This is a genomic window from Acinetobacter sp. 1207_04 (genome assembly GCF_052850415.1).
The window spans coordinates 330604-345682 of the sequence record NZ_VXCQ01000001.1; the positions used below are offsets into that span (position 1 = coordinate 330604).

Annotated in this window: 15 protein-coding genes; all 15 read left to right on the plus strand. The window is 37.8% G+C overall.

Annotated elements, in window-relative coordinates:
- Positions 1–300 precede the first annotated feature (300 nt).
- A complete protein-coding gene (locus FW754_RS01530; RefSeq protein WP_409510795.1) occupies positions 301–816 on the plus strand; it encodes a hypothetical protein in 516 nt (171 codons plus the stop codon).
- Between the two features lie 80 nt (positions 817–896).
- Entirely contained in the window at positions 897–1601 is a 705-nt protein-coding gene (locus FW754_RS01535) for a fimbrial biogenesis chaperone (RefSeq protein ID WP_409510796.1), read from the plus strand.
- 22 nt (positions 1602–1623) lie between these two features.
- The gene (locus FW754_RS01540; RefSeq protein ID WP_419346330.1) at positions 1624–3924 is read left to right on the plus strand and encodes a fimbria/pilus outer membrane usher protein; all 2301 of its coding nucleotides are present in this window, start codon (positions 1624–1626) and stop codon (positions 3922–3924) included.
- A gap of 12 nt (positions 3925–3936) precedes the next feature.
- Positions 3937–4353: a hypothetical protein gene (locus FW754_RS01545; protein ID WP_409510798.1), complete on the plus strand. Its 417-nt coding sequence runs from the start codon at positions 3937–3939 to the stop codon at positions 4351–4353.
- Positions 4354–4850: 497 nt separating this feature from the next.
- Positions 4851–6134 carry a glycosyltransferase family 4 protein gene (locus tag FW754_RS01550; protein WP_446323635.1) on the plus strand — a complete coding sequence of 428 codons (1284 nt, stop codon included), beginning with the start codon at positions 4851–4853 and terminating at the stop codon, positions 6132–6134.
- Positions 6135–6197: 63 nt separating this feature from the next.
- Positions 6198–6749: a phosphatase PAP2 family protein gene (locus tag FW754_RS01555; protein WP_409510800.1), complete on the plus strand. Its 552-nt coding sequence runs from the start codon at positions 6198–6200 to the stop codon at positions 6747–6749.
- 97 nt (positions 6750–6846) lie between these two features.
- Entirely contained in the window at positions 6847–7047 is a 201-nt protein-coding gene (gene iscX, locus FW754_RS01560; protein ID WP_446323636.1) for a Fe-S cluster assembly protein IscX, read from the plus strand.
- A gap of 110 nt (positions 7048–7157) precedes the next feature.
- Positions 7158–7589, plus strand: a complete 432-nt coding sequence (gene ndk, locus FW754_RS01565; RefSeq protein ID WP_446323637.1) for a nucleoside-diphosphate kinase — start codon at positions 7158–7160, stop codon at positions 7587–7589.
- 177 nt (positions 7590–7766) lie between these two features.
- On the plus strand, positions 7767–9002 hold the full coding sequence (gene rlmN, locus FW754_RS01570; protein ID WP_446323638.1) for a 23S rRNA (adenine(2503)-C(2))-methyltransferase RlmN: 1236 nt from the start codon (positions 7767–7769) through the stop codon (positions 9000–9002).
- Positions 9003–9053: 51 nt separating this feature from the next.
- A complete protein-coding gene (pilW, locus tag FW754_RS01575; RefSeq protein WP_419346462.1) occupies positions 9054–9836 on the plus strand; it encodes a type IV pilus biogenesis/stability protein PilW in 783 nt (260 codons plus the stop codon).
- On the plus strand, positions 9827–10618 hold the full coding sequence (locus FW754_RS01580) for a helix-turn-helix domain-containing protein (RefSeq protein WP_446323639.1): 792 nt from the start codon (positions 9827–9829) through the stop codon (positions 10616–10618). Before pilW ends, FW754_RS01580 begins: the two co-directional genes overlap by 10 nt.
- Before the next feature lie 23 nt (positions 10619–10641).
- A complete protein-coding gene (gene ispG / locus FW754_RS01585) occupies positions 10642–11757 on the plus strand; it encodes a flavodoxin-dependent (E)-4-hydroxy-3-methylbut-2-enyl-diphosphate synthase (protein ID WP_409510806.1) in 1116 nt (371 codons plus the stop codon).
- A gap of 7 nt (positions 11758–11764) precedes the next feature.
- The gene (gene hisS / locus FW754_RS01590) at positions 11765–13060 is read left to right on the plus strand and encodes a histidine--tRNA ligase (protein ID WP_446323640.1); all 1296 of its coding nucleotides are present in this window, start codon (positions 11765–11767) and stop codon (positions 13058–13060) included.
- A gap of 27 nt (positions 13061–13087) precedes the next feature.
- Positions 13088–13789, plus strand: a complete 702-nt coding sequence (locus FW754_RS01595; protein ID WP_419346336.1) for a YfgM family protein — start codon at positions 13088–13090, stop codon at positions 13787–13789.
- Positions 13789–14937 (plus strand): outer membrane protein assembly factor BamB, encoded by a 1149-nt coding sequence (gene bamB / locus FW754_RS01600; RefSeq protein ID WP_409510809.1) that lies wholly within the window; start codon positions 13789–13791, stop codon positions 14935–14937. The genes FW754_RS01595 and bamB overlap by 1 nt, the downstream gene beginning before the upstream one ends.
- Positions 14938–15079 lie beyond the last annotated feature (142 nt).

Sequence of the window (15079 nt, forward strand, 5' to 3'; positions counted from 1 at the left end):
ATATTTGTTGTGTTTAGTGATGTAAGTAATTGATTTTATGATTTTGCATTGTAATTTCGATGATATTTTTTTTATTCAATAAATAATTAAAACAGTAGTTTGGTTATAACTTTTATTAAAAATACGAGTATGTGATAAATCATGTGAATTGATTATATTTCAGTCAAGTTTAGAAAGATGGGAATAAGCTTTTAGTTGCAGTTACACGATAACTCAAAGAAGAGTTGAAAATATGTGTAGTTGTGGATTGTTTTATTTACTAAAACATTTTCTTGAATAAAGAAAAATGGGAGAAATAACATGAATAAAATGACACAGGCCGCATTAGCGACATTGGTATTGGGTGTTTGTTCAACAGGCGTTTATGCAGACGAACTTGCAGAAAAAGGTGGTGGTGGAGGTGGTGGTCCAGACTGGAATAGCTGTACAGAGCTAGGATGTAGTAAGGATATTCCAATTACACTCGAAGTTCCTAAAAAATGTGTAGTTACTGGGGGGAATCCGATTGTTTTAAGTGCGAATGGTGGTACTAAAACTTCGGCATATTCAATACAAAGTAATACAAACTATGTATTGGAGTTATCCACTGCTAACGCAGGCACAAGTTCAGCAACATTTGTACGTCATGTAACCGATCCATTGGCGAAAGTGAGTACAACAATTAAAACGAATGGTGGTGCAGTGGGTTGGGGTACTTCAAACCATGTAGGTTTTGGTACTGATAACTACACAGTGACCGTAGATAATCCTGCAACAACAGCAGCAAATAAAGCTGGCACTTATACTGATACATACAAAATCAGAGTGTTCTACTAAACACATATAAGCCCGATATGAACCTAACTTAATGACTTAATTGAGTTAGGTTTTATTTTTCAGAATAAGAGGGTGTAAAAATGAAAAAAAGAATCTCTTTTTTTACCATAAGCATGCTATTGGGTAGCATAACTTATGCGGGTGTGGCTGTTAATCCTGTTCAGCTTTATATTCGTGATACGGCAAAACAAAAATCAACAACATTAACTGTTGAATCTATCGATGAAACCGAAAAAAAAATATTTGAAATTAAGGCATTGAGTTGGACACAAGATGAATCTGGGAAAAATATTTTAAGTCCAGATGATAGTGTGATGATCAATCCAAAAAGTTTTATCCTAAATCCATATAAACAACAAACCATTAGAATTGGTTTTTCACGTCCTGTTGCTTCAATTGTTGAGAGTGGTCAAGAAAAAGCTTGGCGTATTATTCTTGAAGAAATGCCACAAGTGGTCAAAGATAATTCGGTTAACTTTTTATTTAATTTCAACTTACCGCTTTTTGTCGGTAAGCAAGATGATTTAAAGCTTATCTTTAAACATTCTGGAAGCCAGTTGAAAGTTATCAATGAAGCAAATTCACATGTTCAAATTACAAATTTAAAAATAGTTGATACTGCAAAAAAAGAAATCTTTAAAAGTAATGAAATGAATTATTTATTGGCTAAAAAGAGCTATAGCTATGATCTTGGAAATACTCGATTAAATAGTGCTCAAAAATATGCTGTCCAAGTCAATACAGATAAAGATGACAAGGTCGTTGAATTCCAAATTTCAGACTAGTATGTAGTTTGTAGGGGGTTATATGCCTATTAAAAATAAAATATTAATCATGATTAATATTTTCTGGGCCTTTAGTGCTCAGGCGAGTGAATCTAATGTAGATCCAATTCTTGCAAATTTGTGGGTCAATGAGTTGGATATGAATACGGATGTCACGCTCATTAAACAAAACAATCAATTTTATATTGAATGCAGTATTTTAAAAGAAAAGGGAATTGATATTGCACGATTTCAAATCTTACAGTCGAAACCCGAATTTTGTTCTATTTCAGATGGACAGGTTCAATCGCTTTTTGATGAAGGGTCACAAGCAATAAAAGTCACGGTACCTTCAGGTTTTTTTATTTCCAATACATTTGATCAAACTATTCAAATGCCTGAGAAAGCGAGTCTAGGTGGATTTTTTAATTATGAATTATTTTATGCCAATAGTGATGCTGGAAATCGCTATAGCGGCTTAACTGAACTTGGTGTTTTTAAAGATTTTTGGCTATTTAAAAATGCGATGCTTTATCAAAATCAGGATGAAATAAATAAGTTTATTCGTCTCAACAGTAGCATTGATTTTGAATTTCCAGAAAAAATGACAAGGCTGACATTGGGTGATACCACAACAGTTTACAATCCACTTATCAATTCACTGCGTTTTGGTGGGTTAAGTTGGGGAACTAATTTTACAGAAAGACCTAACTTTATTTATTGGAATGTACCTTCTTTGGAAGGTAGTGCTCGAGTGCCATCGACAGTTGAACTCTACGTTAATGGCGTCAATATTTATAATCAAAAAGTTAGTCCTGGGGATTATAATTTACAGACGGGTGCACAAATTCAACAATCTGGTAATGCTCAAATTGTTGTTGAAGATATTTTGGGTAATCGGAGTGTTCAGAGTTTTCCAATTATGGTGACCAGTAAATTACTTCGTCCGGGCTTGAATGAATACAATGTTTCCCTCGGAAAGTTGCGTTATAACTACAATTTAGAAAGTAGTGATTACCGTGATTTTTTTGCGAACACATTTTTCAGAAGAGGTATATCAAATAGTACATCATTAGGTATTAATGCGTTATATAGTCAAGATATTCAAAATCTAGGATTAATGTGGACACAAGCGGTAAGCAATTGGTTTTTATTTGAAAGTGTTGCTCAAGCTTCACATGATGATCGAAATGATACCAATTTTTCATATGGTTTATCATTAAGTAAAGACATTGGTCGTTTCTCCTTTGGTGCAAATAGTAAATATACCGAACAACATTTTAAGTTTTTAGGAGATGAGCTAAATAATGAAAGTAGCTATCCAAAATTTGAGAATCTTGTCTATTTGGGCATAAGTGGTGTTCCACTGGTGCAAAATATTAATTTGAATTTTGCAGAACAAAAATATTATAAAAATGAAACTTTTGAACGAGATGATAGGCGAATATTCCGTGCTGGTTTTAGTCGTCAAATTGGGCGAAAAATGATTCTCGGTTTAAATTATTTTAATGAAACAGGAGATCGTTCTGACTCAGGTGCGACACTATCGTTAAGTTATAGTTTTGATAGTCAAAAAACTTTATATATGAGTCATTCGACCGCTGAAGATAGTAATGTTCAATTTGTTAAAAATGATACGAATCAAGTTGGTTTTGACTATGCTTTCGGTGCAAATCGGAGAAATGGCGAGATTTTATATAATGTAGATGGTCGTTTAAAAACTGAAGTCGGTGATTTGGAGTTGAGTCATCAACAAAGTGATTCTTATCGAGAGTCGCAGGTTTACTATCGTGGTGCAGTTGTTATGTTGAATAAAAAGTTCAACTTTACCAAAGCAGTAGATAACGCATTTGCGTTGGTGAAAGTTGACTCTTATCCAGACATTGATATTTATCGGGCTTTAAATCATGTTGATAAAACCAATAAAGAAGGTTATGCCTTTGTACATGACATTATTCCTTATGTGAAATATGACATCGCTTTTGATGAAAATCAGCTACCTGTTGAAGATAAAATTTTATATTCCAATAAGCAAATTACAGCATTAAATCAGCGTGGTTATGCAATTGATTTTCCAATATATCATGCCAAACAAGTGACTGTTCGTCCTGTTAATGCTCAAGGAAAAACCTTCGATGCTGCTTCGGAAGTTTATGTCAATAATAGTGATGGAGATGTCTATCCTTTATCTTCGGATGGAACAGTCACTTTGTATGGTTTGATACCACAAACATATCATTTAACAATCAAGTCAAAGGAGGAGCAGGATTGTAAGGCTGAGTTAGTCGTTAAGGATAAACAGACTGAGCAAAATAATCAGCCTGTTGATATAAGTTGTAAATAGAAGGAGTAGGATATGAAACTTCAAGTTTGTATCATCATTGCATCATTCTTTTATGTGGCTTCTGTGGATGCGAAACCATGTCAGATTGATCGATTTACATCAAATCAATTAAGATTAAGTTCATCTTATTTGAGTCAGGCGGCAACCTCTTTTACGGTTTCATGTGATACGAGATATGCCATTCAGTTTAATGCTCGAAACTTAACAAATACGAATGGAGCAAGCTATTTGGTTAACCAGCGCAACAACAAGCTGAGAACTCAAATGAATATTACAGGTGCTTCTAGTTCACGCTGGAATGTTCCTTTAGTGCAACCAGCAGGTATAAATGAAAAATTTGTCGTGTTGGTTCAATTGTTGGAGCGACCAACAGCTTTTACACCAGCAGGTACTTATCAAGATCATTTATATGTCAGTCTTGAGTTTTAAAGATAGGGTTAAATATGATGACAGATTTAATTTATGTCAAAATATCAATATTTTATGATCATAAATGTATAAATATACTGTCTAGTCTTGACTAAGATGAATAGATTAGACAGTAGTGTAAATAAATCTTTCAATAGTTTTATTTAGTTGTTAGTCATTCAGTTTAAAGCTATTTAAAGTTTTTTTATGATTAAAATAATCATCATATTCTAAGGGCAATTGTGTATAAGCTCAGCACAAAAATAAGTATGAGTAGTCAATAATCAAATATGTGGGCTGTTTTTTGTAGAGTAAAATATAAAAATAGGGAAGAAATATATTTTATTACAGTGCAATTAGGGTATCAGGCTTTTATTCGTATGCAGGCAGAAAAATATTACGATGTGGTTTGCTCCAATGTGATGTTTTTGGGTGAGTCAAAAAACGGTCATATAATTATCATAAAACTGTCAATAATGCAGATTAAACTCTAGAAAATAAAACAGATCAGGTGACGTATGACTAGACCGTACGCAGAAGCCTTGTATTACAAACAACAAAATTTTCCTGAATATTTTAAAATTTACTTTCGTAAAAATAATCAGCATTCTCAGGTAAATCATAAGACATCTTTGGAGAAGTTGACTCGCCCACGCCTTAAAATTGCGATTGTGACTGAAACTTGGGCACCTGAAATTAATGGTGTAGCCTTGTCTTTATTACAACTCTGTAAAGGTCTGCAAAAGCAGGGACATAAAATTTTATTAATTCGTCCTACGCAAAAACAAAAATGTAAGGAATTTTCACCAAATAAAGAATGCTTGGTTATGCCACAAGGTATTCCGCGTTATCCAAGTATGCAATTTGGTTGGCCACAATATGGCAAGGTTACACAGGCGATAGACAGTTTTGAACCTGATGTGGTGCATATTGTGACGGAAGGACCTTTGGGTTTTGCTGCTTTACATGTCGCTAAAGTTCGCAAAATTGTGGTATCTAGTGGTTTTCATTCGCCCTTTCAAGAATTTAGTCGTTTCTTTGATTTAGCATTTTTGGTTAAGCCAATCCAGCATTATTTACGATGGTTTCATAATCATACTCAACTGACCTGTGTCCCGAGTAAGCATACAGAGCAAGGACTGAGAGCTTTTGGTGTAACTTGTCCGTTGGCAGTGGTTGGGCGAGGTGTCGATACGCAGCGTTTTTCCTCGAAGTATCGATCAGCAATTTTACGTAAGCGTTGGGGTGCCGATGAAAATACACGTGTCATGCTGTATGTGGGACGTTTATCGCCTGAAAAAGAAATCCATGTGTTGATAGGCGCTTATCAACTCATGCTTAGACAACAACAGAAAGTTAAATTAGTGATTGTTGGTGATGGTCCTGATCTTTCACGCTTACAGAAAATGCCCATAGCATCTGAAGTTATTTTTACAGGTAGTCTTGTCGGCATGGAACTTGCTGAAGCTTATGCAAGTGCAGATGTTTTTGTATTTGCGAGCCAAGTTGAAACCTTTGGTAATGTTGTGCTTGAGGCAATGGCGAGTGGTTTACCCGTAATTGCTTATGATTACGCCTGTGCACAGCAACAAATTCAACATCAGCAATCGGGTTGGTTGTGCCCACTAGGGCGAACGGAAGTCTTTACTCAAACAATGTTACAACTTCCTGAACAAGCAATATTGCACCAAATGGGACAAGTTGCGATGCAACAAGTACAAAAAACAGGTTGGCAACATGCGGTACAGCAATTTGAAACAGCGCTGTATCAAGTTGTACAGGATCGTCGAATGGTCTCATAAATTTATCAATTTTATATTGCACAAATGTTGTGCTTCACTCCGCTGAGAAAGAGGAGCATCATTATGAATTTAAAAGCCACAAAAATTAAAATACTTGATCTCGATTTGAAAGGCTGCATTTACCTGAACCATTTATCCAATGTTCAGCGTATAGCACTATTTTTTAAAATTATTAGTCGGTTGGGTGATGGTGCTTTTTGGTATGCCATGGTGTTATTGGTCTGGCTACAAAAGGGTTTTGCTTACGGTTTTCAATTGCTTTATATTTTGTTGGGCGGAAGCATTGGTACAGCAATTTACAAAGTATTGAAAAAAACCACAGTACGTCCTCGACCTTACCAAGTACATCAGGTGATTGTGATGGGTGAGCGTCCACTCGATCATTTCAGCTTTCCCTCTGGTCATACATTGCATGCAGTCATGGCAACAACGGTACTTGGTTATATTGCACCTATCCTGTTATTTTTAATGTTGCCTTTCACGATATTGGTTGCCTTATCTCGTATGGTTTTAGGTTTACATTATCCGAGTGATGTGATTGTCGGTGCGTTGATTGGGATAACTGTCGCAAGTTTAACTATTCTCTGTGCGCCATTATTGAATATCATGTTGTAAATATGCGTTATTGATGTGCATAAATTACTTGGTAAATTCTCTTCAATGGACCATAAATTTGCTAAAGTAGTAGCGCTTAAAACTACAGGAAATTGCTATGGGCTTACGTTGGACAGATACGCTTGATATCGCCATTGAACTTTTAGACGCACACCCCGATGTCGATCCACAATGGGTACGTTTTACCGATATGCATGCTTGGATTTGCGCATTGCCTAATTTCACCGATGATCCGACTAAATCGACTGAAGGTTTGCTTGAAGGTATTCAAATGGCATGGATTGACGAAGCAAATTAATCAATCTGTCTAAAAAAACTTATTTTTTACACATCAAACGCAGAAAAAAGCATTTTATACCGTTATAATGCGCAAAATTTTCGTGTCAATTTGACTTAAGGAGCCTATCAATGGCTATTGAACGTACTTTATCTATCGTAAAACCAGATGCTGTTGGCAATAACAACATTGGTGACATTTTCTCTCGTTTCGAAAAAGCGGGTATTAAAATTGTTGCAACTAAAATGAAACAGCTTTCTAAAGCTGAAGCTGAAGGTTTTTATGCTGAACACAAAGAACGTGGTTTCTTTGGTGATTTAGTTGCGTTCATGACTTCTGGTCCAGTTGTTGTTTCAGTTCTTGAAGGCGAAAACGCAGTTCTTGCTCACCGTGAAATTTTAGGCGCTACAAACCCTAAAGAAGCTGCTCCTGGTACTATCCGTGCAGATTTCGCTGTAAGCATCGATGAAAATGCTGCTCACGGTTCTGACTCTGTAGCTTCTGCTGATCGTGAAGTTAACTACTTCTTCGCTCAAACTGAAGTTTGCCCACGTACTCGTTAATTCGAACTGCGTTAGGTCTGCTGAACGTCAAAATCGTGTTTCACGATTTATAAATTGTTAACAGACCAAGAACCAGATAAGTGATATAATACTTGTCTGGTTTTTTTATTCCTTTAAAATATTATCCGCTTATATATTGAGCATCTTTCATCTCCCAGCATGGTTTAGGTACTACACATGAATTCTGAAGTTGTCGCTTCATCATCAACATTTGATGAACAACAGCAAGCACCATTAAAGTCTGCACAGATCAATCCTGTTCAGAAAGTGAATTTATTGGGAATGTCCCGTGCGCAGCTGGAAAAGTTTTTTGAAGATATGGGTGAGAAAAAATTCCGCGCAGGTCAGGTGATGAAATGGGTACATCAGTTCTTTGTGACTGATTTTGCTGAAATGAGTAATATTTCAGCAAAGTTGCGTGAGAAATTAGAAAAAATTGCTGAAATTAAAGCACCCGAAGTTGTTCATAAAAATTATTCTAAAGATGGTACTCGTAAGTGGGTCTTTCGTGTCGGAGAGGGTGCAGGCTCTCTTGTAGAAACTGTATTGATTCCTGCGGAACACCGCTCAGGATTGCGTCGTACTTTGTGTATTTCTTCACAAGTGGGTTGTGCACTTGACTGTTCATTTTGCTCGACAGGTAAGCAGGGTTTTCAACGTGATTTAACGCCAGATGAAATTATTGGACAGTTATGGGTTGCAAACTATTCTTATATGGAAGATGTTCCTGTTGCGGATCGTGAACGTTCAGTGACTAATGTCGTGATGATGGGTATGGGCGAGCCTTTGCTCAACTATGATGCTGTGCTCAGTTCAATGCATATTATGCTTGATGACTTTGCTTATGGTATGTCTAAGCGCCGTGTAACACTTTCAACGTCTGGCGTTGTGCCTAAAATTGATCAATTGGTGAAAGATATTGATGTTGCTTTGGCAATTTCATTGCATGCACCAAATGATGAACTTCGTAATGAATTGGTTCCAATCAATAAAAAATATCCATTAGAAAAACTTATTGCAGCATGTCAGCGTTATATTGCCAAAGATGGTAATGAAAGTTCCCGTAAGCATGTGACTATTGAATATGTGATGTTAGAAGGCGTTAATGATCAGCCTGAACATGCACAGCAAATGATTAAGTTACTGAAAAACTTACCAAGTAAAATTAACCTCATTCCATTTAATCCATTTCCGCATGCACCTTATGGTCGTTCAAGCCGAAATCGTATTATTTCTTTCCAAAAAACTTTGTCTGATGCTGGTTTTGTGTGTACGATTCGTCAGACGCGCGGTGATGATATTGATGCAGCATGTGGGCAACTTGTTGGACAGGTTGCGGATCGTACCCGCCGTGCAGAACAATGGAAGAAAAAAGTTGAAGAACAGAATGTAATTATACGATCACAAGGTTAAATTTTTTGGGGGCTGATTTTGCATATATTTGGATATAAAAAAACAGGTTTAATGATTGCAATATGTGTTGCTGCAATGCATATGCAGGGTTGTCAAACCACAACATCCGGTACGATTGTTAAAAAAGACCCCGAAAAAGCAGCCAAAGTTAGAACGCAACTTGCAGCAGAATATATTCGTACAGGCGATTTAGATGCTGCTAAACGCGCTTTAGATCAGGCACTTGAAGCGGAATCACGAGATGCAACAGCCAACATGATGATGGGGGTGTTGTTGCAACAAGAAGGTAGTAAGGAAAATATGGAAAAGGCTGATGCTTATTTTAAGCGAGCCCTTTCGATAGATCCTAAAGATGCCCAAGCGCGTAATAATTATGGTACGTACTTGTATCAGATGGGGCGCTATAATGAAGCTATTGAACAACTAAGTATTGCGGGAACAACTTTAGGGTATGAACAACGTTATCGTGCGTTAGAAAACTTAGGGCGGATCTATTTAAAGGTTGGTGATGTTGCAAATGCTGAAAAAACATTCAAGCAAGCACTGACTGTAAATCGCGATTCTGTTGTATCAATGTTAGAGTTATCCGAAATTTTCTATTTACAGCGTAATATACCGTCTGCCACTCAGCTTTACGAACAATATGTTCGTGTGATGGGGCAGAAAAACCTAAGCCCTCGGGCACTTTGGATTGGGCTGCGTATTGCGCGGGCCAATAATGACACGATGGGAATGCAGGTGCTAGTGAATCAGCTCCGTGCATTATTTCCAGAAAGTCAGGAATATAAACGCTATTTGCAATTACAGTACAGTACTGAGGCCGTATGGAAGTAAATCCGAATTCACAGCAACCTACTGGTTCAAATGCAGTACAGAACTCTTTGGGCAATGTTCAACGTCCTGGAGAATATCTGCGCCAGATCAGAGTTTCACAGATTCGTGATATTAATGATGTTGCTGCTGATTTAAAGATGCCATTAAAAACGTTACAGGCATTAGAACAGGACGATTATAAGAGTTTGCCAGAAGCGACCTTTATTAAAGGTTACTATCGTGCTTATGCAAAATATTTAAAAGTCGATGCTTCAACTATTATTCAACGTTTTGATGATATTTATCAGAATGATACGGGTTTGTTACCGAATCATGCTTTAAATAATTCACCTATTAAAATTATGGGTAAATTGCCAGGTTCAAACAGTGACCGTAATAGAAAATGGCTCAAACGTAGTTTAATTGCAATTATTGCAATTGCTGTGATTTGGGGCGTGATTGCGGCTGTTCAAAATTGGTCATCATCAAAATCTGATGATACCGAGGTAAAACCACAGCAAGAATCTGAAGTTGAAGTGTTGAATTTGAATAATGCGACTTCAGCAACAGGTGAACAGATGGTGTTGAATTTTAGCCATCCGACATCTGTACATATTGTGGATAGTACGGGTAAAGTTTTAGCATCAGGTCGTCAGTCATCGACATTGACTTTAAATGGTAACTCACCATTCCAAATTCGTCTTGATGATGCGACAGCTGTATCATTGACTCTAAATAACGAGCAGATTTCATTGTCTCCATATACAGTGAACGGAAAGGCAGAATTCCGTTTGTCTCGTTAATGGACAAAGCGTAGAGCATTATCATGATTGTAAATCCGATCAAACGCCGTCCGACACGTAAAATCCGAGTTGGTTCAGTGTATGTGGGTGGCGATGCCCCAATCAGCATCCAAAGTATGACCAATACTGAAACGTGTGATGTAGATGCAACGGTTGCACAGATTGAACGCTGTGCCGATGTTGGTGCAGACATCATGCGGGTGTCAGTGCCAAGTATGGAAGCTGCGGAAGCGTTTGGTGAAATTCGTAAGCGTTCGCCAGTTCCTTTGGTTGCCGATATTCATTTTGATTATAAAATTGCATTACGTGTTGCCGATTTAGGTGCAGATTGTTTGCGTATTAACCCTGGAAATATTGGCTCAGAAGCCAAAATTCGTGAGGTTGTTGCAGCAGCGCGCCACAATGATATTTCTATGCGTATTGGTGTCAATGCCGGTTCGCTAGAAAAAGACATTCAGAAGAAGTATGGCGAACCGACAGGTCAGGCTTTACTTGAATCTGCTATGCGTCATATTGATATTTTAGACCGTTTGGATTTCCAAGAGTTTAAAATTTCAGTTAAAGCATCTAATGTGTTTTTGACCATGGATGCGTATCGTTTATTGTCGGCACAAATTGATAATCCGCTACATTTGGGTGTAACTGAGGCAGGTGTTTACCGTACAGGTTCAGTCAAGTCTGCGATTGCTTTAGGTGGTCTGCTTATGGAAGGCATTGGTGACACTATGCGTATTTCATTGGCAGCAGAGCCGGAAGAAGAAATTAAGATTGGTTTTGATATTCTAAAATCACTCAGTTTGCGTTCAAACGGGATTAATTTTATTGCTTGTCCAAGTTGTTCACGTCAAGAATTTAACGTGATTCAAGTGATGCAAGCTTTAGAAGAACGTCTTGAAGATGTTCGTACTCCAATGGATGTTTCGGTGATTGGTTGTAAGGTCAATGGTCCAGGTGAAGCCAAAGAAGCAGACATTGGTGTAGTGGGCGCAGCACCACGTTCATTGGTTTATCGTAATGGTGAAAAGAGCCATTTGATTGATACCAATCAGTTGGTTGATGAAATTGAGGCGATGGTTCGTCAACGTGTTATCGAGCTTGAAGAAGCTAAAGCTAAAGAAATTATTCGTACAAGTTTTTGAGTAAGTCATGAGTTCAATAGTTGCAATTAAAGGTTTTAATGATGTTCTTCCATCTCAGACTGCTGCATGGAGACGTTTAGAACAACATCTCGCATCGTTGATGGATGCTTATGGTTATCAACAAATTCGTTTGCCGATTGTTGAACAAACCAATTTATTCAAACGTTCTATTGGTGATGCAACCGATATTGTTGAAAAGGAAATGTATACATTCCTAGACAAAGGTAATCCACCTGAATCTTTGACTTTGCGTCCTGAAGGTACCGCAGGTTGCGTACGTGCAATGTTGGAACACAACTTACTTCGTGGCGCAAACCCGCGTGTTTGGTATGTGGGTCCAATGTTCCGTTATGAAAAACCGCAAAAAGGTCGTTATCGTCAGTTTCATCAGTTTGGTGTAGAAACTTTTGGTATTGCAACACCAGATCAAGAAGCAGAATTGATTTTGATGACTGCACGTTTGTGGAAACGTATGGGCATTGCGGACAAAGTACAACTTGAATTAAATACACTTGGTGAATCTGCTGAACGTGCTGAATTCCGTGCTGCTTTGGTTGAGTTTTTAACGTCGCATAAAGCTGATCTTGATGAAGATTCTCAGCGCCGTTTAGAGACCAATCCACTGCGTATTTTAGATTCTAAGGATGTGAAAACGCAGCAGATTCTTGAAAATGCACCAAAATTGCATGATTTCATGGGTGAAGAAACACTGGCTCATTTTGAGCAACTCAAACAGTATTTAACTGATGCTGGCTTAGAATTTGTTATTAACCAAAAATTGGTTCGTGGCCTAGATTACTACAATAAAACAGTTTTTGAATGGACAACCACACATTTAGGTTCGCAAGGCACTGTATGTGCAGGCGGACGTTATGACGGTTTGGTTGGTCAACTCAAAGGTAAACCAGATCAATCTGTACCGGCTGTTGGTTTTGCGATGGGCATGGAGCGTTTATTACTTCTTCTAGAGCAACTTGAAGATAATACACCCGTACGTGAATGTGAACTGTTCCTTGTTGCAGATCCAGCATCACAAGGTAAAGCCTTGGTTCTTGCAGAACAAATTCGTGATCAACTCGAAACTGCGAATAGTTCAATCCGCTTGAAAGTGGGCTCTTATGGCTCAATGAAAAGTCAGATGAAAAAAGCAGACCAATCGGGTGCAGTTTATGCTTTAATTCTCGGTGAACGTGAATGGGAAGCACAACAATTTACGGTAAAACAATTGGCTACGGCCGAACAGTTTGACGTTGCCGTAACTGAAGTGGTATCCGTTTTTACAGAAAAATTTTCTTCACAATAAGTCAACCATAAAGGAAAGGGTAGTCACATGAACGCGATGACTGAAGATGAACAACTTGATGGTTTAAAGTCATTTTTCAAAAAATATGGCTCAGCAATGTTGAGTGGAATTTTAATTGCGTTGATTGCCTTTTTCGGTTGGGAATATTGGCAGAAGAAAACGCTAGCAGAAAATCAAGTTCGTACAGCAAAAATCCAACAATTAATTGAAGATGCTAAAGTTGCAGCAACAAATCCTGCGGCTTATAGTGCGTTGGTTGCATCAGCAGATAAATTGGTTAAAGAAAATCCTGATTCAATTCATGCGATTGAGTCACAATTTATTATGGCGCGTATTGCTTATGATAAAGGTGATTATGCAACAGCAGAACGTGAGCTGAAAAAAGTTGAAAATTCAAAGTTAAAAGATGCAGGTATTTTGCAGATTGTAAAATTACGCCTTGCCAATGCACAGCTTGCACAAAAGAAATATGATGAAGCTTTGAAAACCCTTGCAAGTGTCACAGAGCCAGCATTTAAAGCGACAGCCGAAGAAGAAAAAGGTGATATTTATGTTGCTAAAAATGATATTGAAAATGCAAAAAAATCGTATCAAGCTGCATGGGACAGTTTACTTGAACGTAAACAAGAACGTCAGATTTTACAAATTAAACTCGAAAGTGTTGGAATATTAGTAGATGATCCTGAACTTGAACGCCCGGTTCTGGAAACACAAGTGGATGAGTCTTGATGGATATAAAATATAAAATACCGTTTGCATTAGCAATTTTATCGGTTGCTATGGTTGGATGTTCAAGTAACAAAGTTAAAGTTGAAAAAGTAAAACCGAATCCGTTACCAAAATTAGTGCAAGCAACCAGTTTAACTGAAGTATTTTCACATAAGGTTTCCGCATCTTCTGAGCAAGACCCATTACGTTTACGTTTAGATGTCGATAATGGCGTAATTTTCGCGATGAATCCTAAAGGTGAAGTTACAGCATATAAAGGTAAACAACGTCTTTGGGAAACCAAAGTGACTAAACAGGAGTTGACTTCTGGTGTTGAAGCAGCTGATGGCTTAGTTGTTGTCGCAAGCCGTAAAGGTCAAGTTTTTGCTTTAGATCAACAAACGGGTGAGCAAAAATGGACTGCACAATTGTCTGGTGCAGTGATTAGTCCAGCTTTGATTCAAACAGGACGTGTGATTTTAGTGGCCAATGATGGTACTGTTTTTGCACTGGATGAAGCAACAGGTCAACAAGCTTGGACCTATAAAATGGCAAATGCAGCATTTAGCTTACGTGGTCAAGCATCACCTGTTAGTCTAGATCCTCGTACCATTGCTGTAGCATCATCAAATGGTTATTTATATGCCATTGATAGTTTAACTGGTGCTCCACGTATGCAGCGCCGTGTTGCAGTGTCTGATGGTCGCTCTGATATTCAGCGCTTGGTCGATATTGATGCTGAGCCTGTTGTTGTAGGTCAGTATGTTGTGACCAATAGCTTCCAAGGACAAGTGACTGTACTTGATTTGGCAGCACAGCGTGTGGCTTGGAGTGTTGATGCAAGTAGTATTAACCGTCCGGAAGTTGCAGAAAATAAAGTTTTTGTTGCACAACGTGATGGCAAATTAAAAGCTTTTGATTTAGCAACAGGTCAAGAGTTGTGGGAAAATGAGCAATTGTTAAACCGTAATTTAAGTAACCCAGTGTTACTCGGACAACAATTGGTGGTTGGGGATTTGGATGGAGTTTTACATCTGATTGATCCAAATACTGGAACTCTTGTAGGGCGTGCGAAAACCAGTGGCGAAGTGCGTACACTACGTGTGCTTGACAACCAATTATTTGTTGCGACACGCAAAGGTGAATTAAGCATTTGGCAGAGTCGTTAATTTTTTAACGGTCTTGTGTTAAACTAAAGACACTATATTCTAAAACTCGGGGTGATTGAAAAATCGATACCCCGTGTTTTTATTTTAGGCATATGCCTGTTTTCTTCCGATACATTTCTGATGTTCAGACCAGTCATACTGG

Coding starts and splice junctions, on each gene's coding strand:
- rlmN (WP_446323638.1), top strand. CDS start 7,767: ATGAATTCTGAAGTTGTCGCTTCATCATCAACATTTGATGAACAACAG.
- FW754_RS01540 (WP_419346330.1), top strand. CDS start 1,624: ATGCCTATTAAAAATAAAATATTAATCATGATTAATATTTTCTGGGCC.
- hisS (WP_446323640.1), top strand. CDS start 11,765: ATGAGTTCAATAGTTGCAATTAAAGGTTTTAATGATGTTCTTCCATCT.
- FW754_RS01530 (WP_409510795.1), top strand. CDS start 301: ATGAATAAAATGACACAGGCCGCATTAGCGACATTGGTATTGGGTGTT.
- FW754_RS01580 (WP_446323639.1), top strand. CDS start 9,827: ATGGAAGTAAATCCGAATTCACAGCAACCTACTGGTTCAAATGCAGTA.
- pilW (WP_419346462.1), top strand. CDS start 9,054: ATGATTGCAATATGTGTTGCTGCAATGCATATGCAGGGTTGTCAAACC.
- ispG (WP_409510806.1), top strand. CDS start 10,642: ATGATTGTAAATCCGATCAAACGCCGTCCGACACGTAAAATCCGAGTT.
- FW754_RS01595 (WP_419346336.1), top strand. CDS start 13,088: ATGAACGCGATGACTGAAGATGAACAACTTGATGGTTTAAAGTCATTT.
- FW754_RS01555 (WP_409510800.1), top strand. CDS start 6,198: ATGAATTTAAAAGCCACAAAAATTAAAATACTTGATCTCGATTTGAAA.
- FW754_RS01550 (WP_446323635.1), top strand. CDS start 4,851: ATGACTAGACCGTACGCAGAAGCCTTGTATTACAAACAACAAAATTTT.
- ndk (WP_446323637.1), top strand. CDS start 7,158: ATGGCTATTGAACGTACTTTATCTATCGTAAAACCAGATGCTGTTGGC.
- iscX (WP_446323636.1), top strand. CDS start 6,847: ATGGGCTTACGTTGGACAGATACGCTTGATATCGCCATTGAACTTTTA.
- FW754_RS01545 (WP_409510798.1), top strand. CDS start 3,937: ATGAAACTTCAAGTTTGTATCATCATTGCATCATTCTTTTATGTGGCT.
- bamB (WP_409510809.1), top strand. CDS start 13,789: ATGGATATAAAATATAAAATACCGTTTGCATTAGCAATTTTATCGGTT.
- FW754_RS01535 (WP_409510796.1), top strand. CDS start 897: ATGAAAAAAAGAATCTCTTTTTTTACCATAAGCATGCTATTGGGTAGC.